This is a genomic window from Gilliamella sp. M0320 (genome assembly GCF_016101635.1).
GTDB lineage: Bacteria > Pseudomonadota > Gammaproteobacteria > Enterobacterales > Orbaceae > Gilliamella > Gilliamella apis.
In genome coordinates, this window is sequence record NZ_JACFQD010000005.1 from 58,645 (window position 1) to 84,180 (window position 25,536).

Genomic DNA, 25,536 nt, shown 5'->3' on the forward strand with positions numbered 1-25,536 from the left:
AATATTTACATTACTTTACAATACTATTACAAACAATTAGCGTGATTTTGGTGAAAGGAACCGCTTTATGATAATAAAAAAACTTACTGTGCTTGTTTGTTCTTCTTTCGTTTCTTGCATGGCTCTGGCGCAGAACGATACCGTAAGCATTACAGATAAGATAGTAGATAGTTTTCTCGCTTGTGATAACCATTTTTTTGAACAATTGGCTGAAAATAAACAATTATTCAGCGAATATGTTGATTTAACAACAACAGATAATGTTACTTATATTCCTGTAGAATCAATTTATCAACAAAATAAAGATAAAGTTAATTTCAAAAAACCTCTTAAATACCACGGATTAACAATAACTGGCTATCAAAACATCTATATTCCAACCAATTTATCGGGACAATATTACTATTGGGGCTTTATCTTCGATAATAGCCAAGAGGAAATTACTAAAACACTTAATAATTTAAAATGGTTACAATATAATAACAATGTTTATATTGCCAATGCCAAAATTTATGATCGAAATGCAAAATCACCAGTATGGCAAGATAATCCCTACTCGATTGATGGTGTTGTCCCCAAACTTGGTACCATTGAAAAATCTCTTTATTTAGAAACTTTTACTGATAATCAAAACCGTATACTCTGTTCTATTCAAGGAGATATTAAGAAAGACATTCTTTATAAAGATCGCCCTGATATGAAACCACTTGATGAACAGATGGATAAAGTGCGTCAAGAAAAGATCAAAGCTTATAAATTGAAAAAACAACAAGAAAAAGAACAAAAAGAAGCTCAAGAAAAACAGTCTCAAACTCAACAAAATAAACCAATTGAAAATAGCTCAAAAGAGGGAGATAAAATTTAAATGAAAAAATTATGTTTATTTTTAATGCTCTTTTCTTTTACCGCTATCACTCATGCAGAAGAAAAGAAACCACTTACTGAAGCTGAATTAGCCTCTCAAGCTAAAGAGGTACAGGTAATGCTAAGTAATCCTAAAATTGGTGCTCAATTTACACCTCTATCTAAAACTGATGAGGACAACACTATTGGTTATTCCTATCTTGATAAAAAATCTATAAAAATACATCCTTATAACAATAAAATTCGTATTTTTAAAGAAGTTTCTAATTATGTTCCAGCGTTAGTTCAAAATATTGATAATGTAAAAACACCATATCACACTGTAGTTATTAATTATTATGCTAATTGTGATAAAAAAGAAATTGCAAAAGGTAAAATTGAACTTATCGAGAACTATTTTGCCGAAGGTAAATTGATAAACACTATTGATATTCCTAGTCGATGGATGAGAGCAGAAAAAGGCGATGAAAAGCATAAATTAATGGTTATTGCTTGTTCCTTACCATTAAACAGTTAGTTCCATTTTCATTCGTTTTTACACTTGCCACCTAGCGGTGGCAGAGTATTTTTTTTTATGCTAATATCAATTTATTAACTACAAAATTGTAATCACATCAATATGAATATCACGCAATTCCATGCCTTAACGGATCAACTTTTTTATCAAATTGAATTATATCTAGATAAATACGCTGACGAACATGATATAGACCTCGATTATGAAACTAACGGCAACGTTATTACCATTAGTTTTCCAAACAATAGTAAAATTATCGTTAATACTCAAGAACCACTTTTTCAAGTTTGGTTAGCAACACAAAAGCAAGGTTATCATTTTGATTTGATTGATGACAAATGGATATGTAATCGAACAGATCAATCATTTGAAGAGATATTTGCTTTATCAGTACAAGAGCAATCAGAGCAATAATAATCCAAAAAGGATACTAAGCTAAAACTTAGCATCCTTTAATTATTTAGAATCTATCATTTACATTAAGGTAAGATTTGCCAGCTTCACTACTAGCCATTTAACCCCTTCATGAATGAAAGCAATTTGCACTCGTCTATGCTCACCTTCACCATCTAAATTAACAATGGTACCTTCACCAAAACGATTATGCTTAACTTTCCTACCTAATGTGTATCCATCGCTTTCTTTTTTCTTCTTAATATATGACTTTTTACGATCTTGGTAGAACTGCTCATTTTTATTGGAAGAATCATTATTATATGATGTTAAATTAGCTCGAGAATTGATTTCTTGCAAATTTTCAGTTGGTAATTCAGCTAAAAAACGTGATGGCAAATTACGCTCCTCACGGCCATAAAGTCGCCTTGATTCAGACAAAGAGAGAGTTAAAAACTTACGAGCTCGGGTAATACCAACATAAGCTAAGCGTCTTTCTTCTTCCATTTTTTCTCGTTCTTGAGAGCGTAGTGCAGGGAAAAGACCCTCCTCTAAACCAACAATAAAGACATTGTCAAACTCTAAACCTTTCGCTGAATGTAACGTCATTAATTGCACCGAATCTTGTTGATTTACTACGTCACGGCTTTCAAGAGAGGTAAATGCTAAAAATGATTCTAAAACAGTTAAGGTTTTGCCAGTTTCATTGTCTTGAATTACATTATCTTGGTTAACTCTAAAAAATTGCTCTGCAGATGAAACAAGTTCCTCTAGATTATCTAATCTAGCTTGTCCTTTAATACCAGGTTCTTGTTCATACATTTGCAATACGCCAGATAATTTAATAATTGCATCTAATTGTTTATAAAATGGTAATTCATTAACTTCGACATGAATAGATTCCATTAATTCTAAAAAACGACTAATACCTGAGCGTTGTCTTTCAGCTAAAGCATTTTTTTCGATCAGCATTAAACATGCATCCCATAACGAAATATTATTCTGCTTAGCACATAATCTAACTTTATCTAAAGTGACACTGCCTATGCCACGAGTTGGGGTATTTACCGTAGTTTCAAATGCCATATCATTATCATGGTCATGCAATAATCGTAAATAAGCTAAAGCTAATTTAACCTCTTGCCTTTCATAGAATCTTATTGAACCATAAATTTGATAAGGTATACCGGCTTGTAATAAGGTATCTTCAAAAATACGTGATTGCACATTATTACGATATAAAATGGCACAGCTAGCATAATTATGATTATCAGCATGATATTTTTTTATTTGACCTACAACAAATCGTGCTTCATCAATATCATTGAAACCAATATATAGTGAAATCTTTTCTCCGTCACCACTGTCGGTCCATAAATTTTTACCCAAACGATTGAGGTTATTAGCAATCAACTTATTTGCAGAGTCTAAAATAATGCCTGTCGATCGATAATTTTGCTCTAAACGAATGATTTCAGTTTCTGGATAATCATCGATGAACATTTGTAAATTATCAGCATTAGCTCCACGCCAACTATAAATTGACTGGTCATCATCACCAACAATCATTACGTTTGCTGTGTCACCAGCTAATTTTTTCACCAACCAATATTGAATTTTATTAGTATCTTGAAATTCATCTATTAATATATTTGAAAAACGATGGCGACAATAATTTAAAACAGTTTCATTACTACAAAGCAATTCATATGCTCTCAAAATTAACTCTGAGAAATCAACATAACCAACTCTATCACAAATTGCTTGATAATCACGATAAATTGTTTGCCACATTGCTTGTTTCGAATCTTCTGGTTTTAGATTATCTGCCCTAAGTCCTTTTTCTTTTTGCGTGGAGATAAAGTTAGCACACTCTTTTGGTGACCATTCCTTTTCATCAATTTTAAGTTCACGAAAAATTCGTTTGATAAGGCGGATCTGATCTTCACTATCAATAAGTTGAAAATTCTCAGGTAATTTAGCTTGTTGAGAAAACATACGCAACAAACGGTGGGTTAAACCATGAAAAGTTCCTACCCACATACCATTTAAGTATCCTTCACCAACTAAACCTTGTATACGCTCTTGCATTTCAGCCGCCGCTTTATTGGTAAAGGTAACGGCAAAAATTGAGTTTGGTGAATAATTTTTTTCAACACACAACCAAGTAATTCTATGAACTAATACACGTGTTTTACCACTTCCCGCACCAGCAAGAACAATGGTGTATTGGCTATCAGTTGTAACAGCATTTTTTTGTTCAGTGTTTAGGTCGATTAATAATGACTGTTTATTTTCCATGATGTGTTAACCCATCGCAATTATAGCAAACATTAATTAGTATTAATGTTGTAAATGTTGTAAACGTTTTTAATTTTTTCATTGTATTTATAATTATTATAAGTAGGTATAAAAAAGAACAAAGACAGGCATTAAATGTAATAAACATTTAATGCCTGTCTTTTTATACATATATGCACTGAATTATAACAGATTATCTAATTCTGGCAATTGTGTTATTTCAATATGTGGTAAACATCTAGCATCTGAAAGATGATAAATATCCTTACCAAAAATATTAATCCAACAAGCTAAAAAACCATTATTGATCGCACCATTGACGTCTGTCTGCAAATTATCACCAACATGCAAAATATAATTATTAGGAATAGCTAATTTCTGAGCGGCTAAAGCAAAAATTTCGGGAAATGGTTTTGAGCGACCATCAGGACCACCTCTTAGCGAAAATTTAAAATAGTCACCTAAACCGATTCTGTTTATATCAACATTACCATTAGTAATCACACCTAATGGGTATTTATTGGCTAATTTAGTTAGTAATATATGTGTTGATTTAGGAACAACCATTTTATGACGCCAAAAATTAAAACAATCAATAGCCTCATCAATAATCTTGCTATATTCATTTGAAGGGATATTGGTTTTATTTAATAACGATTTGATTGTCTCAACTCGCCAATCTATAACATCATGATATATTTCTGGATTTACAGCAAGAACCAACTTTTTTTCTTGATAATACAAATCCAAGGTTAGATACTGTAATGGCTCATATTGTTGTAAGTTTTTTATCACTTCCTCTTCAGCTTTATCAACAATCGTACTATTGTCATATAAAGTGTCGTCAAGATCGAATGTGATTGCTTTAATGCAGTTAATTGAACGATAAAAGTGCATTATTTTCTTCCTCTTTTAGCTCTTGGATGAGCCGAATCATAAACTTCTGATAAATGCGAAAAATCTAAATGGGTATAAACTTGGGTGGTGGATAAATCCGCATGACCTAGTAATTCTTGTACTGCGCGTAAATCACCGCTCGATTCAAGCATATGAGTAGCAAATGAATGGCGCAGTTTATGCGGATGAATATGTGAACTTAATCCCTGCTTTACACCCCATTGTGCAAACCGTTTTTCAACATTTCGTGGTGATATACGCTTACCCAGTTTAGAGATAAAAACGGCATCATCTTGTGGCTTTAAATCATTTCGCATAGTTAACCAGTGCTCAATCCATTTAATTGACTCTCGGCCTAAAGGTAATTTTCTCTCTTTATTACCCTTTCCTGTTACTCGGACTTCACCTTCAGTTAAATTTAATTCTCGGCAATTGAGACTCACTAATTCAGAAAGTCGTAATCCTGAGCCATACATTACTTCTAACATTGCTCTATCACGTACAGAAAGCGGATCACTATACTCAATATCAAGTAGTTGATTGATCTCATCGATATCAATATTTTTTGGAAGATGTTGACCCAATTTAGGGTTTAATACACCACGGGCTGGATTGGCTGAGATTTGATCGTTTTTAACCATCCAATCAAAAAAACTGCGTAATGCAGATAATCTTAATGATAAACTACGAGCTTGTAGGCCGGTTTGTCGACTGCGACTAATAAGTAACCTCACAGCAGATGAATCAATATCCTGCCATTTAGTAATATCTAAGCCTTCAGTTAAATCAATAAGCGCATAAAGTTGACGACGATAGTTAATTTGAGTATTTATACTAAGTTGTTTTTCAGATTTCAAATAATTTAAAAAATGCTCAACAGGCCCGGTTAAAAAAGAAGAGTAATTAGGATTAATTTTAACCATCATATTTCCTTACTTTTTTCGCATAATCCATTTTTCAATAAGAATTGGCAATATTTCACTGATCTTTTCTAACAACAAGGTTCCTTGTCCAGTCTGATAATGCTGAGGATCTGTACTCGTAAACATTAATAAACCAAGATCACCAAATTGCCCCAATAGTGATAAAGCTACAGAGCCAACATAACCATGTTTAGGTAATAAAAAATCTAATTCAGTTGTATTTAATGACCCCAAATAAAATTGGCTATACTGTAAATGTCTTACACGAATAAAATCAAACTGCGAGGAGTTTAAAGCTAAATAATGATAATTTGATGGTGCACTAAGTAACCATTTATCATCAAATAAATATAAATAGGCACCACTAAGTCCTAAATCTTTGGCCCAAATTTTTAAAGAATCTAATAATTCGTTTATATCTTTTGCTTTTATTAATTGAAATTGCAATTTTATTAACTGATTAAAGAGTAATTCGTTAGCACTTGCGTGCTCCATCAGTAATGTGATTTCTGACTCGAGTTGACTAATTTTATTACGTTGCCTTGCCATATGCCATTCAGGTAGTGAAATCATACCTCGCACAGGGTGTGGTACGCGCATGCGTTCAATATGAGTCGCATTTCGAATAAAAAAATCTGGGTTATCAATAATATATTGGCTAACCATTTCATCATTTAATTTAACAAATGATTTTTTTCGTCGCGGCTGTTTTAACTTCAATGTTTGTGTTTTTTTTACGACCATAATTTATTTCATTGTCTTTATGTAATCAGTTAATAAAATTCATAAAGTTTAGCGCAATTAAATAGCAATATAACCATCATATACATGTGTAGCTGGTCCAGTCATATAAAGCGGCGACTGATTACCTTTCCAATCTATTATTAATTTTCCTCCGGGTAGATTAACATTCACCCGCTGGTTTAATAATCCTTGATTAATGCCAACAGCAACAGCGGCGCAAGCTCCTGTTCCACAAGCTTGAGTTTCACCCACGCCTCTTTCATAAACACGCAAATTAATATTATCTCGATCAATAATATGCATAAAACCAATATTCGCTTTTTCAGGAAAGCGTTCATGTTGCTCTAATAGCGGACCTAAAGTTAATACTTGAGCAGTTAGCACATCTTCAACTTGAATTACACAATGCGGGTTCCCCATAGAGGCGACACCACATAAAACTGTTTGTTCTTGTGATCGAATAATATAAGTTTTTTCTTCTTTAATGGCTTTGAAAGGAATTTTATTAGGCTCAAAAATTGGTGTTCCCATATTAACCCGAACGGTTTCATCATCATTCACCGTCAAAACAATATTACCTTTCATAGTGCTGACTTTTAACACTCTTTTTTTAGTCAATCCTTTTAATCGCACAAAGCGAGCAAAGCAACGAGCGCCATTACCACATTGCTCAACCTCAGAACCATCGGCATTAAATATACGGTAATGAAAATCACTTTCAGGAGAATAAGGTGGCTCAACAATAAGTAGCTGATCAAACCCAATTCCTGTATATCGGTCTGACATACGTTTGATCATTTCACTTGAAAGATGAACATTTTGCGTTACTGCATCAATAACCATAAAATCATTACCCAGTCCATGCATTTTTGAAAAGTTCATCTCTAGTTACCTTTTATTGTAAATCATCAGTATTTTTTACTTTTTCATCATATTTGTTTGATTATATGGATTTATCAAGCAAAATTTAGAAAACATATTTATCAGCTTTATAATGAATTATAATACTAATTCACCACGCCATAAATCATCAAAAGTTTCACGCTCTCGAATCAATTTATGCTGATTACCATTTTCAAGCATGACTTCTGCCGGTCGAGGATGACTATTATAATTAGATGCCATACTAAAACCATAAGCACCTGCACTACAAATAACTAACAGATCATCTTGTTCAACTGAGAGTTCACGTTGATAAGCTAATACATCACTAGATTCGCAAATTGGCCCAACAATATTATAAATCTTTTGGGTATTCGAATCTGTTGATTCTTTAACAGGTAGGACTTGCATCCACGCTTGATAAAGAGCTGGTCGAATCAGATCATTCATTCCGGCATCAACAATCGCAAAATGATTGCCATCTTGATGCTTAGTATATTCAACTGTAGTAATTAATAATCCAGCATTGGCAACGATTGATCTACCTGGTTCGAAAACAATTTCAAGTTCAGGATAATTTTTTAACTTTTCAATTAGTTTTGATACCAGTAATGTCGCTGATGGTGGCTGTTCATCATGATAACAAACACCTAACCCTCCACCTAAATCAATATGCTCAAGATGAATATTTTCTGCTGCTAGTTGGTCAACTAATGCCAATATACGATCAGCTGCGTCAAGAAAAGGCGATAACTCGGTTAATTGAGAGCCAATGTGACAATCAATACCGACTATTTTAATATTATTTAATGATGCTGCTTTACGATAAGTATCTAAAGCTAATTGATAACTTATCCCAAATTTGTTTTCACGTAATCCTGTTGAAATATACGGATGGGTTTTTGCATCTACATCAGGATTAATCCGTAAAGAAATACTAGCTATTTTCCCTAATTGATGTGCAATGTCATTGATACGATATAATTCAGGTTCGGATTCAACATTAAAACATTTAATTCCTACTTCAAGCGCACGTCTAATTTCAACAACAGATTTTGCAACTCCTGAAAATACAATTTTTTTAGGATCAGCACCAGCTTTTAAAGCTCTCTCTAATTCACCTTGTGAAACAATATCAAAACCTGCACCAAGTTTAGCTAATAAGTTTAAAACAGATAAATTGCTATTCGCTTTTGCTGCATAACAAATCAAATGCTTCTTATTTTTTAAAGAATCTTGATAAGAAAGAAATTGCTTAGTTATATGATCAGCAGAATAAACATATAAAGGGGTACCATATTGATTAGCCAAATCACAAATAGCAACGTTATCCGCCAATAAATGGCCATTTTGATAATGTAAAAAGTCCATTATATTATTCCTTTAAGCCAATTTATTTGTATCATTAGATTCAATAATTGCATTTGACTGATCTGCAGGATAATAAAGTGGACCTTTTAAACCACAGCCTAATAATGTGAAAATAACTAAAAAAAGAGAAAAGAGTTTTAGAGCGGATTTCATAAAATATTCGCAATTTAATCAGATTTATAATGAAGACTATATTACACGATAGCCATATTCGTGCAAAGAACAAATCATTAAGTTTTCTAAGCAAGATACAAAAAAATTTGAATAATTTTATGCTATTGATAATAAAAAGTTATATAAAAATTGAATATAAATTACAACGCTTACATCATAGTATCGCTGAAATTTAGTTCAATTAATCATAATAATTATTTTATTATTGATAATCAGAGAGTCTAAAAATAAAATTATAATAGCAACTAATAAATCTAAAGTTACCATAATTGGATTAACTATATATCTTCAAATGATTTATAAAGTATATCAATGCTCCATTTTTAGAATTCATGAAACATGGAACATTGATAATTCATGATAAGATAGAAATCAATTAAACAGAACAAATTCGGCATTCTCGGCTATGGTTTTGAGTCGTTTTTGAGCTGTTATAATGTTTTCTCTCCATTTATGATCTTTTGCCCACATTTCAATAACAAGCGGAGCAGTATAATTTATCTGTTTTAGTATTTTAAATATAGCAAGAAAATCAACCTCCCCTTCGCCAATAGTTAAATCTCTAAACTGACCAGAATAATTAGCTTTAACCTTATAAGTATCTTTTAGATGTATTTGAACAATGTGCTCTCGACTTAACATAAGCTCTGTACAGACATCATAATTCCAACCAGAAATATTCCCTACATCTGGATAAGCCATAAAATAAGGAGAATTGACCTCTTTTTTTAGAATTTCAAACTTACTGAGTGAATTGAGATAACTAGTATCCATGATTTCAACGGCAAGCATTATCCCCATTTTTTCAGCTTGTTTCGCTGACCACTGCATTCCCGCAATAAATCGCTGGTGAGTCTGTAAATTGGCTGGTTCATAATAAACATCATATCCAGCTAATTGAATTACCCTTATTCCTAGTTTATAGGCGAGCATCAGTGCTTTATTCATAATAACTTTGGCTTGCTGACGTATACTTTTATCGGCAGATCCAAATGGAAATTTACGATGAGCACTTAAACACATAGAATGCAATGGTAGTCCATACTGTTCACATAATCGCTTTAATCGATAAATCTCATCATCTGACCAATTAAGTCTTGCTCTTCGCTGTTCTGATTCATCAATTGATATCTCGATAAAATTAAATCCTAATGTTTTCGCTTCGTGCAGTTTTTCTTGCCAAGTAAGCTCATTAGGTAATGCCTTTTCATAAATACCAATATAATTAGATTGATTGGTCGGATTAATTGCAAATTTTGCCATAATAAAACCTAATAATATTTATTTGAACATCAAATATGCAGTCATTTTACTGACTGCATCGCATCTATTACCAATATTTAGCAATTTGCTCTCTTAAAGCTTGAGCAGTTTGTTTACCATTTTCACTAGCAAGAGCTCGACCAGCAATAAAGGCTTTGGTTTTAATTCCTGCAAATAGGTGAATATCTTCAGGAATAATTCCGCCCGTTATGGAAAGTTCAAGACCTAAATCTGACAATTGTCGCATTCTAACCAAATCATCCTCTCCCCAACCAATACCAGCTAATTCAGCATCACGAGAACGATGATAAATAGCCTGTTTAATCCCCAATTTTCGCCATGCTTTGGCATCTTCGAGTGTCCAATGACCATATAATTCGATCTGAATTTCGCCATTAAATTCGTCAGCCACTTTTTTACACGCTTCAATGGTAGCTATATGCGCTGCAGCCGAAACCGTTAACCAGTTAGCCCCAGCTGAGAAAGCCATTTTAGCTAATATCGCTCCACCGTCAGTCGTTTTTAAATCACAGACTAATATATGGTTAGGATATAATTTTCTTAGATTTTTAACGCTTTCTATTCCGGCACCAAAGGCGAGAATAGTGCCAACTTCGATAATATCAACAAATCCTGAAACATTTTTTGCCACCTCCAATGCTGAGGTTAGTTCTGTTTGATCTAAAGCAATTTGTAATTTTGGTGTTGTCATGTTGGTTTCCTTATCTAATTTGATTTTTGACCATAATAAGCATTAGCGCCATGTTTGCGAAAATAGTGCTTATCGGATAATGTTTGTTGAATTTTGATGGTTTGATTAAGTTGTCGAGTTGAAATTGCCATCATTGCGACTTCTTCAAGTACCACAGCATTGTGTACCGCATTTAAGGCATTTTTACCCCAACAAAATGGCGCATGACCAGAGACAATAACCCCAGGCATTGCCATAGGATCAATACCGCGATGTTTAAATTCCTCGATAATAACGAGTCCGGTATTTTTTTCGTAATCTGTGGCGATTTCACTATCAGTTAGTCTGCGACTACAAGGTACATCGCCATAAAAATAGTCAGCATGAGTGGTACCTAATGCAGGAATATCCAATTCAGCCTGTGCCCAAACGGTTGCATAGCGAGAATGGGTATGTACAATTCCGCCAATATTTGCAAATGCCTTATAGAGTTCCAGATGAGTTGCGGTATCACTAGAAGGATTTAGTTTGCCTTCGACAATTTCACCGGTTAATGAAACCACAACAATATCATCTATGGTCATATCACTGTACTCAACCCCAGATGGTTTAATGGCCATGACCCCCTTTGCACGATCCACTTCTGATACATTTCCCCATGTAAAGGTGACTAAATTATATTGTGGTAGCAATAAATTAGCCTGTAGTACGCGTTCTTTTAATGCTTGAAACATCATTTAGCCTCCATTTAGCGCGCGATCGATAACCGCATAAACATCTTCTTTGCTGTTACAACGTCTCAATTTATCCAGATCAACACCTGTCTCACTATTTTCATCATCTAAAATTTGAGTCACTTCCATTAATCCTTCCATATGCTGATCAGAAGTACTGCCGGCGAGGGTAACTAGGACATCAACAGGATCTGCTTCCCCCTCAAAATAAACAGGTTTTTTCAAAGTTACTAATGCAAAAGCCGTACGATTAACGCCATCTTCTGGTCGAGCATGTGGCATGGCCAAATTAGGAGCAATAATGATATAAGGCCCCATGGTTTTAACGCATTGAATGATGGCATCATAATAACGAGGCTCAATCGCTTTAGACGCAACTAGCATATCTGTTCCTAACTTAACCGCGTCTTGCCAACTTGCAGCTTCTGCTTTAAGTAAAATAGAGTTATTTTCAATTAATGATTCTTTGAAAGCCATTGTTGGACTCCTTTAATATTCTGCCTATTTACCATTCACTTTATTGATAAGCTCAATAAGTTCATCGCCGAAAGTTTGAGGATTTAACATGTTTTGGACACCTAACGCATGTTGTCCTTCATTAACCTCGATTTCATGAATCAAATGTTTAGAAGCAACAATAATGTCGACATTAGGTAGTTTTGATTTGTAATCCGTAACTGCGCATGAATCCATGACATTTGCGATACCTTTTTTATCTAAATAATTGGCAATTTTCATCTTCATCATCATTGATGATCCTTGACCACTACCACAAACAGCAAGAATACGAATCGGTTGACCTTCACTAATTGCCACTTCATCCATTTTTTCAACTACGGCTTCATTAACATCATCATGAATATCATTGGTCGGTTGTTGTTTTTGTAAGGCTTCTTCAGCTCTTAATGATTTAGCTGCAAAGAACATATAGACCAGAGATAACGCAATCAAGACATAGATAAATAGATGAGAGAAAGATAAACCTTGTAAAATCGGCGGGAATAAGATTGCCCAATCAGCCATTCCCATCCAAGAATCAATTGGCGTACCATTTTGGGCGAAAATATTAATTACCCAAGCAGAGCCTAGAACCTCAACCATTCCCATAACAAAACAGAGTTTCATTACCGCTTTCCATCCACCATAATGATTGGCAAATACGCCAATGGTGGCATTAGAGAAAAACATAGGAATAAAACCAGGAATAATCATGATTGGCGATTTAAATACCAGTAAAAGCGCTATTGCTAAAAATTGACCTAATGCCCCCCAAATAAAACCAAATACCATGGCGTTAGGTGAAAAAGCATAGATAGCCGCACAATCGATAGCCAACACTGCATTTGGTATTAATTTTTCAGAAATTCCCTTAAATGCTTCAGATAACTCAGCTACAAACATTCTTACACCACCAACAATAACTTGGATGGCTACGGCAAATTTAAGTCCGGTTTCGAAAATGTAGATAGTCCAATGAGTTGACCCTGCCATTGTTTGTAAATTATCCAAACCAAATGAAAGAAGGATAATGCCGAAGAAGATTGTCATCACTATCGTTGTGGCAGCAATACTATCGTGGAAAATATGTAACCATTTTGGTAATTTTAAATTATCTACTGAATCATCTTTATCGCCCAATTTTGGCGCTAATTTCACCGCAATCCATGAACCTAGCTGTTGTTGATGACCAATAGAAAAACCTGCGCCGCCAGTTACCGCTTCAGTCGGTTTAAACATCATATTTGAAAAAATTCCCCAATATAATGCCGTAATTATTGCTGAGTAGATGATGGTTTCCCACATACCATAACCGAATAGGAAGTAGAAAAGTGTAATTAAACCAACTTGTTGAAACATGATATGACCGGTCAACATGATGGTTCTAATTCCGGTGAAACGTCTAAAGATGACCAGTAAAATATTAATCGCTAATGCAAGCAATACTGCATAACCAACCCATGAATATTGTTCACCCATCCCCTTTTCGACAGCCACCATTGAGGCATAAGTATCGATAATCGATCCGGTTATACCATGATATTCGGAAAGTTTAGCAATAACGGGTTTAAATGTTGAAACTAAAACACCTGAACCAACTTGTAACAGCATAAAACCAACAATGGTTTTAATCGTGCCTTTTAAAATTGTGGTGATATCTTTTTTTAAAAGACAATAACCTAGCAAGGTAACTAGGCCCAGTAATAATGGTGCCTTCGTCATAACTTGACTATAAAAGATATAAAAAATGTTATAAATTACTTCCATATGTCCCTCTCATTGGTTATCGACATTTCTAACGTTAACGTTATTGTTAAGGTATCTATAACCTTCAAATGTCTTTTTTATAATTACCTATCGCAAAACTCATAGATGGAACTTCAACCTATTTAATATTATTCAGTTCGCTGAATAACATTTGTTATATTCTACAATCACAAACAATCATTCAATGATTGTTTGTGATTATTTTGATATTGATCACTTTTCTAAATTTATTGACTTAGCAATTGTGATATCCATCACATTATCTTTAAAAAATAGAAGCAAAACTTAAAAATATAACTATTATTATCAATAAATTGAACTTATGATTATTGATATTAATATTTAAATAATTGACAAAATACAAAATGATAATTAACATCATTTTTAATCAAATTTAATCATATTAAATTAATAAGAGGGTACAATGAACGAAATATCACGCCACACCCAAATAGTGGCAATGGTTAATGAAAAAGGGATGGTAAGAGTTACTGAATTGGTTTCTTATTTTGCAATATCACCAGCGACAGCCCGTCGAGATATTACAAAACTCGATCAGGACGGAAAAGTAAAAAAAGTTCGTAATGGCATTATGCGAATAGAAGTACAAAAACCAATTTGGGCACCGATAGGAAATAATAATACCGATCATTATCATGAAAAAGCACGTATTGCCATAAGAGCGGCGAAGTTGTGTGGAAGTGATGAAAATATAGTTATTAACTGTGGCTCAACGGCATTTTTATTAGGTCGTGAATTATGTGGTAAAAATGTTTCGATCATTACCAACTATTTTCCTTTAGCTTGTTACTTGATTGAACATGATCACGAAAACGTCATCATTATGGGAGGATTATATAACAAAACACAAAACATTATTCTAAATCCTATAGCAAATATAACTGATTCTTATGCAGGAAAATGGATGTTTACCAGTGGTAAAACATTAACACCAAATGGGCTGTATAAGAATGAAATACTGGGAGCGGTAGCTGAACAACAAATACTTGAAAAAATTGAAAAATTAGTAGTCGTTGTTGATAGTTCTAAAATAAATACCAAAGCAAATTCTGGCATGCTTTTTTGCCCGGTTACTAAAATTGATATTTTAATAACTGGCAAACAAGCAAATAAGGAAGTAATTGAAAGCATAAAGGAACAGGGCACAGAAGTGATTTTAGTTTAATAATTAAATTGTAAAAGGAACAAAGTATGAGTAAAGTAAACGAAATTACCAGAGAATCTTGGATATTAAACACCTTTCCTGAATGGGGAACTTGGCTTAATGAAGAAATAGAAACAACAGAAGTTAAACCTAATACGTTTACGATGTGGTGGCTTGCTTGTACAGGGATTTGGTTGAAATCAGCAGGTAATACTAATATCTCTGTCGATTTTTGGTGTGGTACAGGTAAAAAAACTCACGCAAATCCATTAATGAACAAACAACATCAAATGATGCGAATGGGTGGAGTACGTGAATTACAACCTAATCTTAGAACTAGCCCATTCGTTCTTGATCCTTTTGCAATCAAAGAGATTGATGCGGTAATGGCAACCCATGACCATGCTGATCATATTGATGTCAATGTTGCAGCGGCAGTCATTCAAAACTGCTCACCAAAAGTCAAATTTATTGGTCCTAAAGCATGTGTTGAATTATGGAAAAGTTGGGGGGTTCCTGAAGATCGCTGTATCGTTGCCAAAGTAGGTGAAACTATCCAAGTTGGTGATATTACTATTCGCGTTTTAGACTCTTTTGATAGAACTTCATTAGTCACTCTACCGAAAGGTGTTTCATCCACCGATAAATCCATATTAGATGGTATGGATGATCGTGCGGTTAACTATTTATTCGAAACCTCAGGCGGATCACTTTATCATTCTGGAGATTCTCACTACTCGAATTATTATGCAAAACATGGTAATGATCATAAAATTGATGTTGCTTTGTTATCTTATGGAGAAAACCCACGCGGCGTAACAGATAAAATGACTTCATCAGATATTTTACGTGCGGCGGAATCGTTAAATACCAAAGTTGTGATTCCATTCCATCATGATATATGGGCAAATTTCCAAAGCGATCCTCGTGAAATAGAAGTACTTTGGCGAATGAAAAAAGATCGTCTTGAATATCAATTTACACCATTCTTTTGGCAAGTTGGTGGGAAATATACATATCCAACTGATAAGCATAAAATGAACTATCAACATTATCGCGGATTCAGAGATATTTTTACCGATGAACCAGAGCTGCCATATCGTTCATTTTTATAATTAAAAAGCTAACTAATGTGGACTAGGACAACTTTCTAAGTCCACTTTTTTATTGTTCTTTTCTATTTTGTTATATCTTAGTAAGAAAAAAAGATTTCAACAAAACAATAATCACTAACATTCAAAACTAAAAGCAATTTATCAATAAGAACAAGATTAAGCATTAATATATTTTTGCCGTTCAGGAAGCCAACAATCAACAAGTTGTTTAGCACACTCCGGAGACTCGCTTAAGATAAGATATGATGCTTTTTGCACCTCGCTAATTAAATGCTGATCACGGATTAAATCAACAATTTTAAAATTTGCTTCCCCCATTTGCCTAGTCCCTAAAATTTCACCACTACCTCTAATTTCAAGATCTTTTTGGGCAATAACAAAACCATCATTGCTTTCACGCATTACTTTCATCCGAGCCTGAGCAATTTTACTTAATGGAGCTTGATACATTAACACACAATGTGAAATTGCACTGCCTCGTCCTACCCTACCTCGTAATTGATGTAGCTGAGCAAGTCCTAAACGTTCAGCATTTTCAATGATCATTAAGCTTGCATTGGGCACATCGACCCCAACTTCAATAACCGTTGTCGCAACTAAAAGTTGAACCTCTCCCGCTTTGAAAGCCTGCATAACAGATTGCTTTTCATCAGATTTCATTTTGCCATGGACAAGTGCTATATTTAAGTGTGGTAACCTTTCTTTCAATTCCTCAACTAACATTTCAGCGGCTTGAGCATCTAGAGTTTCTGATTCTTCCACTAAAGTACAAACCCAATAAACCTGACGATGACTTAAACAAGCTTGATTAACCTTGTCGATAATTTCTTCTCGACGGGAATTAGGAATAACAATAGTGGTTACTGGGGTTCGTCCTGGAGGTAATTCATCAATTATTGAGACATCCAAATCTGCATAAACTGTCATTGCCAACGTTCTTGGTATTGGTGTTGCTGTCATGATTAATTGATGTGGGTGTATGGCATTTTTAATACCCTTTTCCCACAAACTTAACCGTTGATTCACACCAAATCGATGTTGTTCATCAATAATAACTAGCCCCAAATTGGAAAATTCAACTTTATCAACAAACACCGCATGGGTACCAACTAACATCGTGATTTCACCTTGCTTTAAAGCTTCATATCGCTGCTGCTTATTTTTAGCTGTTAATCGACCAGATAACCAATCTACAGTAATGCCTAATGGTTCAAACCATTGTTTAAAATTATTAAAATGTTGCTCTGCCAATATTTCGGTTGGCGCCATTAAAACAACTTGATGACCATTCTCTATCGCATTTAAGGCGGCCATAGCTGCAACTAAAGTTTTACCTGAGCCTACATCACCTTGTACTAGTCGCATCATTGGAATATGCTTTGTCATATCTTGATAGATATCTTGTACAACTCTTTGTTGAGCATGAGTTGGATTAAATGGTAATGAAGCTAGAAAAGGTAGAGTCAATCGCTGATTACTGTGCATTGAATAAGCATGTTGCTTTTGATTATCTCTTTTAATCATTAACATGCTTAAATGATAGGCAAGTAACTCTTCAAATACAAAACGTTTTATAGCTGGGTGTTCACCAACTAATAACTGATCAATATCAGTCGTAATAGAAGGATTATGAATGATGTTCAATGCATCTAAAATAGGTAAATAATTTTGACTTAATGAATCAGGTAATATTTCATTTGGTAAATTGTTTTTTAGTAAAATTAATGCCGATTTTATCATTTTACGGATTACATTTTGTGTCAATCCATATGTAGAAGGATAAATAGGTGTAAATCGCTCTTCATTTAAATCGCTTAGCGATGCTCGTTCACCTTTATTCGCTTTGATGTTAAATTGCGGATGAATAATTTCTAAATTAGTTTTACCGCTTTTTATTTCACCATATGCACTTATCCATTTTCCTACTATCATCGACGCTTTCATACCTGCATTAAAATGCATAAAACGTAAAATAGCGATTCCAGAATCATCTTGAATATAACATAACAGCATTTGGCGACGCTTAAAAATAATCTCTGTTTTAATTATGCGCCCTTCAATAGTGGTATATTCGCCAATTGTAGCATCACCTATAGCGCAAGAAGAACTTCGGTCTTCATAACGTAGAGGAAAATGTAATAATAAATCTTGAATGGTTTTAATGCCTAGTGCATGGAATTTACTTTCTAAACTAGCACCAATACCAGCTAATTTGATTAGTGGTATATGGTTTAGTAAACGATCAGACATGATAATTAATTGATATTACGTATCACACTCACTACATCTTGTTGTAGTGATAATTTTCTAATTAAATCATTTAATTGTTGTGAATTTTTAACTTCAAGCTGCAAAATAATTGTATAAATTTGTCTATCTTTTTCTTCGGTATTTAGCCATTGAATATGAGCTTTTTCGTCATTAATAATCGAAAGAATATGACCTAAAGTACCTTGACTATTAAGAATATCTATCCAAATCTCTGCAACAAATAGTTGTTCAATATTTGGTGCCCACTTAAGTGCAATATATTTTTCTGGGTTATTCTGATAACCACTAATATTGCGGCACGATTCATGATGAACGGTTAAACCTTTTTCAGGGCTAACATGGCCAACAATCGGATCATTAGGAATAGGATGACAACATTTCGAAAAGGTCACTAAAACCCCTTCACTACCGGTAATAACTAAAGTTTTATTGGTATCAGATTGATTAGATAAAAGCGCTTTATGTTCTAAACCTTTAACAATAAAATGGCTCATGATGTTACCAAGACCAATTTCGGCTAATACATCATCGAAGCATGTTAACTTGGTTAACCCAACAATACGATCTTTCTGTTTCAGTGTTAATGACTCAATACCGCCTGATTTAATTAACGCTAAATTGAGTAGACGACGCCCTAACTCAATTGCATCTTCTCTTTTTAACGTTTTTAGTGCTTGGCGAATACGAGATCGTGCTTTAGCACTAACGACAAAATTTAGCCAGCTTGCATTAGGACGACTTTCTGGCGAAGTTATTATTTCGACAGTTTGGCCATTACTTAAAGGTTGAGAAAGCGGATAAGGTTTACGATCAACCAACGCACCAATACATTGGAAACCAATATCAGAATGCACTGCATAAGCCAAATCAACCGCTGTTGAACCTTCTGGTAATTGGACGATACGACCTTTTGGAGTAAAAACATAAATCTCTTTTGGAAAAAGGTCTGATTTAACATTTTCAATAAATTCGAATGAATTACCGACACTTTGCTGAAGTTCTAGCAAACTTTGCATCCACCGTTGGGCTTTAATCTGAGTGGTGGTGTTGTTTAACTCATCATTCTCATTATAAATCCAATGCGCAGCAACGCCCATTTCCGCCATTTGCTCCATATCTTCAGTTCGTATTTGAACCTCTACCGGGGTACCATGCGGACCAATTAATGATGAATGCAACGATTGGTAACCATTAGCTTTAGGAATAGCAATATAATCTTTAAAACGATTAAGACGCGGTTTATATAAATTATGCACTAAACCAAGCGCACGATAGCAAGCGTCAACATCTTCCACTACAATTCGGAAAATATAAATATCCATAATTGAATGAAAATGTTGCTCACGCAGTTGCATCTTCTGATAAATCGCATAGATATTCTTTTCAAGCGCTTCTACTTGAGCATCAATACCTGCATCTGCTAGACGACCTCGTATTTCAGAAAGAATTTGTTGGATCAGTTCTTTTCTAGTTCCTCGAGCAATTTTAACCACTTTTTTAAGAACCTTAGCTCGATTAGGATGCATAGCAGTAAAACCAAGTATTTCAAGCTCAGTTTTAATATGATGAATGCCTAAACGATGAGCCAATGGCGCATAAATCTCTAAAGTTTCTTTAGCAATACGGCGACGTTTATCTGGCCTTAAAGCACCAAGAGTACGCATGTTATGCGTTCTATCAGCTAATTTAATTAAAATTACTCGCACATCTTCGGTCATGGCTAAAACCATTTTCCGAAAATTTTCAGCTTGAGCTTCTTGGCGATTTCTAAATTTTAACTTATCAAGTTTTGAAACCCCTTCCACTAAAACTGCAACATGCTTACCAAATTTTTGCGTAATGTCTTGGAAGGTGACCGGGGTATCTTCGATAGTATCATGCAAAAGTGCAGCGATGATGGTTTCATAATCTAGCCGCATATCAGCTAAAATGGTTGCAACAGCAACCGGATGGGTTACATATGGTTCACCGCTACATCGGAATTGCCCTTCATGTGCTTGCTTAGCAAAGAGATATGCAGTTTGGATCAATTCAACTTGCTTGACAGGAAGATAAGATGCAACTACCTCTTTTAAGCTTTCAAAATATTGCATGGGCAATTCTCTGCAATGTTTATTCGTATGATGGAGTATTTTCTAAAAGTACCGTTTCATGAAGAGCTGTGCGCACTTCTGATTCTTCATCTTGACGAGCTTGGAATTCAGCAGTATCAAGAATTTGTTTATTGACAAGTCCATCTTCAATTTCGCGTAAAGCAACCACAGTTTCTTTATCGTTTTCTTCTGGAATTAGTGGCGATTTATTTTCGACTTGTAATTGACGAGCACGTCTTGCGGCAACTAAAACGAGATCAAAGCGATTACCAATTTTTTCTACTGCATCTTGGACAGTTACACGAGCCATTTTTACCTCTAATATTTTAACTTATATGCTTCAATTGAAAGATCCGCTATTCTACTTAATTTTGTAGCGAATTGTCCATAACTAATATCACTATGTTATGCAAAATCCATTATTTTAGATGAATTAAAATAATAAATATCTATTCCATTACCTCTAGCCAAACATTAGCACCTATTATAGGCATATCTAAAAGGTAACGTCGTAAGCCATCCAACGCAATTGCTGCCAAAACTTGTTGCTGCGTTCTTTTGCTTTGACTTCGACCAATATACTTTAAGTTGAAATGCAATACTTTTTTTAATGTTGCAATAATTAAAGTAAATTGACTATTCTTTTCTTGAAAATTGATAATACCGATCGCAATATTAGCACCTTGTTCTTTTAATAATTTTGTGAAATAACTGCTCGGCTCATCCAATAATAAAGGTACAATCTCTGATTTTATGACAGGCGCATCAGCTTCGAGCAATTGATAACTAATCATCCCCGCTGATTGCTGTTCAATAATAACGACAGATTGATTTGTATCGTGCAATAATTTTGATACCACATGAGCCAATCCTGACTCATCTGATTCATTTAATACACCTTCATAAAGCAAATTAGCATTAACAATCGATTTAATTTGTTGCCATAGCTTATCCATTTCACTTTTTTGGCTTTCAGGACCCGTTACTTTTAATTCAATAATAGGCATTGCGGCACGATAACCAATCGTGATATTTTCCGGTATATCCAATGTGGAGTCAATTTCTTGTGCTAAATCGCTTTCAGTTCGGCCCATTGTTGTTAATCGATAACAAAGTTTGCTTTCTGCCAGTGGATAATTCAACTTGATCTCAGGAATAATCTCATTTTTAATCATTTGTTTAAATTCAGAAGGCACACCGGGAGTAAAGAATAATAGACAATTATTCAGCTTGATTTTAAAACCGCATGCGGTACCAATAGGATTATCAATTAACGTCGCACTTTGAGGTAGCATGGCTTGTTTAATATTACTTGCAGGCATCGTTCTACCACGATTAAGAAAATAACGCTCAAGTGACTTGAGCCATTCTTCGTGTAAAACTAGCGATTCATTATTGGCCAGTGCAGCTGCTTGGGCACTAAGATCATCACTAGTCGGCCCTAATCCACCATTGACAATTAAAATATCATTTTGCAAACTACGCTCTTTTAAAGTTTCAATCAGCGTTGATAAATTATCTCCTATTGTATGACGAGAGGTAATAGTAATACCCTCTTGAAACAGAAAATCAGATAACCATGCAGCATTAGTATCAATAATTTGACCATATAAAACTTCATCACCGGTACTAATCATTTCAATTTTAATACGATCTTTGATGTTACTCATAATTACCCTTAGTTAATTAAAAATGATTATTCAACATTTAGTTAATAACTTCTTCATCCACTTTATTGTCCATATGCTCCTTACTTTGCACTAATCGCACAGCAAAATAGAGGTCATAAGCAAATTCAATATAATCACTATCTAATTTAAGATTCATCTGTTTAAACCAATTTTTTAGTGTTTTGCGTCGACCAGCCAAAATTAGCACGACATTTCTAACTTTTAATGAATTCACCAATTCATCAATACCCGTCAACACACTAACATCTTTATAAGTAAAACAAGGTATCGCATCAACAATAACATAATTGATTTGTTCGGCAGAATCATCAATATAATTGATAATTCTACGTTTAAAATAGGCAATGTTAAAATAGGTAAGTGGTGAATTAAATCTATAAATCATAGTATTACTCAATGGTTTGACGTCAGAACCAATTGAATGAATTCGACCACTATCATCAACACCTAATAACTGATCATTCGGTCTAAAAACACGACGCAAAAATAAAAATAATCCCAATAAAACTGCTAGCGCCATCCCCGGAATAATACCAATAACTAAAACCGAAATGAGTGTAGTTAAACTTAAATAGAATGCATCGCGATCAAATTTAAAAAACCGAATAATAGTTTGAAAATTAATCAGTGATAACGAAGAATAAATTAGAATCACGCCTAATACACAAGTAGGAATGTATTGTAATGGAGATAAAAAGAACAACACCACAAAGCCAATTAAAACAGCTGCTATGATTGACACTAACTGGGTTTTACCGCCATTAGCATCATTAACAGCTGTTCGAGATGAGGTACCACTAACAACAAATCCTTGAGATAACCCGGCAACTATGTTGGCCATACCCAATGCTTTAAATTCTATATCGGCATTGGTTTCATAATTATTTTTAGAAGCAAAACTACGTACCGTTATCATCATACTAACAAAACAGATAACGGCAATATTAAGAGAAGGAACGACTAAATTTCGCATTAAGCCTTTATCAAAATCTAACCATGACTCTGCTGGGATGAAATCACTGGTCACACTACCAATAATCCGTACGTTATATTGTTCAAAATTAAACAGCCATGAAAAAAAAGTCATAATTATGACGGCGAACAGCGGTGCCGGATAACGAGGTTTGAATTTTTTTAAAGCCACCAATATCACTAAAGTAAAAAATGATACTAACGCAGTTAATACATGAATTTGTGATATCTTCAAAGGAAAATAAACAATGCGCTCAATCAAATAAGAGTAGTCATACTTAAATCCCAATGTTTTGGCTAGCTGATCAACCATAATCGTAATTGAAATACCATTTAAAAGACCAATTAGAATCGGTTGGCTTAATAAATCAGCTAAAGCCCCTAGGTGAAGTTTACCGGCAATTAGACACCAAATACCAATCATAATGGTTAATAATACAACTAATTGCCAACGTAAAACGGGATCATTAGCCGCTAAAGGGAAAACTACAGCGGCTACAACTGCGCAAGTTGCTGTATCTGGCCCAACGATTAGTTGCTTAGAAGAACCAAATAGTGCATACACAATCAGTGGCAAGATCGTCGAATATAAACCAGCAATTGCTCCTACGCCAGTGAGTTCAGCATATGCTATTGAAACAGGTAACGATACAGCTGCTACTGACAATCCAGCTTTAATATCAAAACCAAGATACTCTCGCTTATAATGCAATAAACTCGTCAGCCCTGGCATCCAAAAAATGATTTTTTGGAATAATGCACTATTGGTAAACTTTCCCATGTATAATTACTTTCCTGCTATACTCATTTTCTCAATCAATATTGAACCACATTGAATATTACTTCTTGTTTCAATATCATTACCTATTGCTACAATATTTTGATACATTTCTTTAAGATTACCAGCTACTGTAATTTCATTAATAGGATATTGGATTTTACCATTTTCAACCCAAAAACCCGTAGCTCCACGTGAATAATCACCTGTCACATTATTGACACCTTGTCCCATTAATGACGTAATAACAACACCTTTATCGAGTTTTCTTAACATTGCAGTAAAATCAGCATCAGTTTGACTTGATGAGACTAACCAATTATGTATACCACCTGCATGTCCGGTAGATTTCAAACCTAATTTTTTGGCTGAATAATTACTTAATAAATAAGTTTGCAAAATACCTTGATCAATAATATTGCGCTTAACAGTTCTCGTCCCTTCACTGTCAAATGGTGAAGAACCTACTCCTTTTAAAATGTATGGATCTTCCAAAATTGTCAGCCAAGCAGGGAAAACTGCTTTTCCTACACTATCCAACAAAAAAGAAGACTTTCGATAAATCGAACCACCACTAATTGCAGAAACTAAATGTCTTATTAAACCAACAGCTACATCCGAACAAAAAAGGACAGGTACTTGCATGGTTGGAATTTGTTTAGCACCTAAATGGGCAACAGCTTTCTCAGCAGCTTGTTTTCCGACCCAAACTGGTGATTGCAGTTCATTAATATCCCGAGAAGAAGTATAGGCGTAATTTCGCTCCATTTGTCCATTTTGCTCAGCAATCACCGAGCAAGAAAGTGAATGTGAACTGGCACAGTAGCCTTGTAACATTCCTAAACTATTACCATAGACATAAACACCATAACGGCTATTAAAGTAACCACCATCACAACTTATTAATGAAGATTCAGCAAGCGCTGTTAGTTCCACCTGTTTTGCTTGTTCTATTGCATTATCAACATTTAAATCACTTGGATGAAAAAGATCTAAATCGGCATTATCAAATGCCATTAACTCACGATCGCCTAAACCTGAACATGAATCAGGCGAAGTATATTGCATAATATTAATTGCCATATCCACAGTTTGGCTGATCGCCTGTGGAGATAAGTCACTGGTAGATGCGCTACCTTTACGTTGATTTTGATAAACGGTTATACCTAATGCTCCATCACTATTAAATTCAACATTTTCAGTATCACCTTCTCTTGTACTGACACTAATACCAGTAGATTGATTAATCGACACCTCTACTGAATCGACCCGAGCTTGTGCTTGTTTAATAGCATCGGCAACAATAGCGGATAGATGTTGTTGTTGGCTTATCGCATCTTTTTTAATTTGTTCAATACTCATTTTATTATTTTCTACAATTCTGCTAGTGATACGTTATAATATGCCAGAATTTAATTTTAGTTAACAAAAG

23 protein-coding genes are annotated in these 25,536 nt (G+C 34.3%); 5 read left to right on the forward strand and 18 right to left on the reverse strand.

All coding sequences use genetic code 11. The features are described from left to right. Positions 1-67: 67 nt before the first annotated feature. From H3T83_RS07505 to cyaY, 3 genes are all read left to right on the forward strand, one after another. Complete coding sequence (locus H3T83_RS07505; RefSeq protein WP_065614304.1) at positions 68-865, forward strand: hypothetical protein; 798 nt, start codon at positions 68-70, stop codon at positions 863-865. After that, a complete protein-coding gene (locus H3T83_RS07510; RefSeq protein WP_198215460.1) occupies positions 866-1,381 on the forward strand; it encodes a surface-adhesin E family protein in 516 nt (171 codons plus the stop codon). 102 nt (positions 1,382-1,483) lie between these two features. Further along, positions 1,484-1,795 (forward strand): iron donor protein CyaY, encoded by a 312-nt coding sequence (gene cyaY / locus H3T83_RS07515; RefSeq protein ID WP_198215461.1) that lies wholly within the window; start codon positions 1,484-1,486, stop codon positions 1,793-1,795. Positions 1,796-1,855: 60 nt separating this feature from the next. On the opposite strand, the gene uvrD is transcribed toward cyaY, so the two are convergent. From uvrD to H3T83_RS07570, 12 genes are all read right to left on the reverse strand, one after another. Next, the gene (gene uvrD / locus H3T83_RS07520) at positions 1,856-4,075 is read right to left on the reverse strand and encodes a DNA helicase II (protein WP_198215462.1); all 2,220 of its coding nucleotides are present in this window, start codon (positions 4,073-4,075) and stop codon (positions 1,856-1,858) included. Between the two features lie 183 nt (positions 4,076-4,258). Beyond that, complete coding sequence (gene yigB / locus H3T83_RS07525; RefSeq protein WP_034901415.1) at positions 4,259-4,972, reverse strand: 5-amino-6-(5-phospho-D-ribitylamino)uracil phosphatase YigB; 714 nt, start codon at positions 4,970-4,972, stop codon at positions 4,259-4,261. Continuing rightward, positions 4,972-5,895: a tyrosine recombinase XerC gene (xerC, locus tag H3T83_RS07530; protein WP_065614306.1), complete on the reverse strand. Its 924-nt coding sequence runs from the start codon at positions 5,893-5,895 to the stop codon at positions 4,972-4,974. Before xerC ends, yigB begins: the two co-directional genes overlap by 1 nt. A 9-nt stretch (positions 5,896-5,904) precedes the next feature. After that, positions 5,905-6,639 carry a DUF484 family protein gene (locus tag H3T83_RS07535; protein WP_086320380.1) on the reverse strand — a complete coding sequence of 245 codons (735 nt, stop codon included), beginning with the start codon at positions 6,637-6,639 and terminating at the stop codon, positions 5,905-5,907. 57 nt (positions 6,640-6,696) lie between these two features. Beyond that, a complete protein-coding gene (gene dapF / locus H3T83_RS07540) occupies positions 6,697-7,521 on the reverse strand; it encodes a diaminopimelate epimerase (protein WP_034901419.1) in 825 nt (274 codons plus the stop codon). 117 nt (positions 7,522-7,638) lie between these two features. Further along, a complete protein-coding gene (lysA, locus tag H3T83_RS07545) occupies positions 7,639-8,892 on the reverse strand; it encodes a diaminopimelate decarboxylase (RefSeq protein ID WP_198215463.1) in 1,254 nt (417 codons plus the stop codon). Between the two features lie 12 nt (positions 8,893-8,904). Beyond that, positions 8,905-9,045, reverse strand: a complete 141-nt coding sequence (locus H3T83_RS11585; RefSeq protein ID WP_108720888.1) for a lipoprotein — start codon at positions 9,043-9,045, stop codon at positions 8,905-8,907. 393 nt (positions 9,046-9,438) lie between these two features. Beyond that, on the reverse strand, positions 9,439-10,329 hold the full coding sequence (locus H3T83_RS07550) for an L-ribulose-5-phosphate 3-epimerase (RefSeq protein WP_065650899.1): 891 nt from the start codon (positions 10,327-10,329) through the stop codon (positions 9,439-9,441). Positions 10,330-10,396: 67 nt separating this feature from the next. Then, on the reverse strand, positions 10,397-11,041 hold the full coding sequence (locus H3T83_RS07555; protein ID WP_034901424.1) for a 3-keto-L-gulonate-6-phosphate decarboxylase UlaD: 645 nt from the start codon (positions 11,039-11,041) through the stop codon (positions 10,397-10,399). A 14-nt stretch (positions 11,042-11,055) separates the two neighbouring features. Continuing rightward, complete coding sequence (locus tag H3T83_RS07560) at positions 11,056-11,754, reverse strand: L-ribulose-5-phosphate 4-epimerase (protein ID WP_198215518.1); 699 nt, start codon at positions 11,752-11,754, stop codon at positions 11,056-11,058. Positions 11,755-11,757: 3 nt separating this feature from the next. Continuing rightward, positions 11,758-12,231: a PTS sugar transporter subunit IIA gene (locus H3T83_RS07565; protein ID WP_086320379.1), complete on the reverse strand. Its 474-nt coding sequence runs from the start codon at positions 12,229-12,231 to the stop codon at positions 11,758-11,760. Between the two features lie 24 nt (positions 12,232-12,255). After that, positions 12,256-14,019 carry a PTS ascorbate-specific subunit IIBC gene (locus H3T83_RS07570; protein WP_034901427.1) on the reverse strand — a complete coding sequence of 588 codons (1,764 nt, stop codon included), beginning with the start codon at positions 14,017-14,019 and terminating at the stop codon, positions 12,256-12,258. Positions 14,020-14,443: 424 nt separating this feature from the next. Here H3T83_RS07570 and ulaR point away from each other — a divergent pair, with 424 nt between their 5' ends. Next, positions 14,444-15,205, forward strand: a complete 762-nt coding sequence (ulaR, locus tag H3T83_RS07575; RefSeq protein ID WP_034901429.1) for an HTH-type transcriptional regulator UlaR — start codon at positions 14,444-14,446, stop codon at positions 15,203-15,205. A gap of 26 nt (positions 15,206-15,231) precedes the next feature. Continuing rightward, the gene (ulaG, locus tag H3T83_RS07580) at positions 15,232-16,299 is read left to right on the forward strand and encodes an L-ascorbate 6-phosphate lactonase (protein WP_198215464.1); all 1,068 of its coding nucleotides are present in this window, start codon (positions 15,232-15,234) and stop codon (positions 16,297-16,299) included. Positions 16,300-16,455: 156 nt separating this feature from the next. Here the strand turns inward: ulaG and recG are convergent, their stop codons facing one another. The 6 genes from recG to pmbA form a co-directional block, all read right to left on the reverse strand. Further along, entirely contained in the window at positions 16,456-18,549 is a 2,094-nt protein-coding gene (recG, locus tag H3T83_RS07585) for an ATP-dependent DNA helicase RecG (protein ID WP_198215465.1), read from the reverse strand. 5 nt (positions 18,550-18,554) lie between these two features. Further along, positions 18,555-20,663: a bifunctional GTP diphosphokinase/guanosine-3',5'-bis pyrophosphate 3'-pyrophosphohydrolase gene (gene spoT, locus H3T83_RS07590; RefSeq protein WP_198215466.1), complete on the reverse strand. Its 2,109-nt coding sequence runs from the start codon at positions 20,661-20,663 to the stop codon at positions 18,555-18,557. 19 nt (positions 20,664-20,682) lie between these two features. Continuing rightward, complete coding sequence (rpoZ, locus tag H3T83_RS07595) at positions 20,683-20,973, reverse strand: DNA-directed RNA polymerase subunit omega (protein WP_034903119.1); 291 nt, start codon at positions 20,971-20,973, stop codon at positions 20,683-20,685. Between the two features lie 139 nt (positions 20,974-21,112). Further along, complete coding sequence (locus H3T83_RS07600; protein WP_198215467.1) at positions 21,113-22,333, reverse strand: CinA family nicotinamide mononucleotide deamidase-related protein; 1,221 nt, start codon at positions 22,331-22,333, stop codon at positions 21,113-21,115. A 37-nt stretch (positions 22,334-22,370) separates the two neighbouring features. Further along, positions 22,371-24,107, reverse strand: a complete 1,737-nt coding sequence (locus tag H3T83_RS07605; protein ID WP_034903113.1) for a SulP family inorganic anion transporter — start codon at positions 24,105-24,107, stop codon at positions 22,371-22,373. A gap of 6 nt (positions 24,108-24,113) precedes the next feature. Beyond that, the gene (gene pmbA, locus H3T83_RS07610) at positions 24,114-25,466 is read right to left on the reverse strand and encodes a metalloprotease PmbA (protein WP_198215468.1); all 1,353 of its coding nucleotides are present in this window, start codon (positions 25,464-25,466) and stop codon (positions 24,114-24,116) included. Between the last annotated feature and the right edge of the window lie 70 nt (positions 25,467-25,536).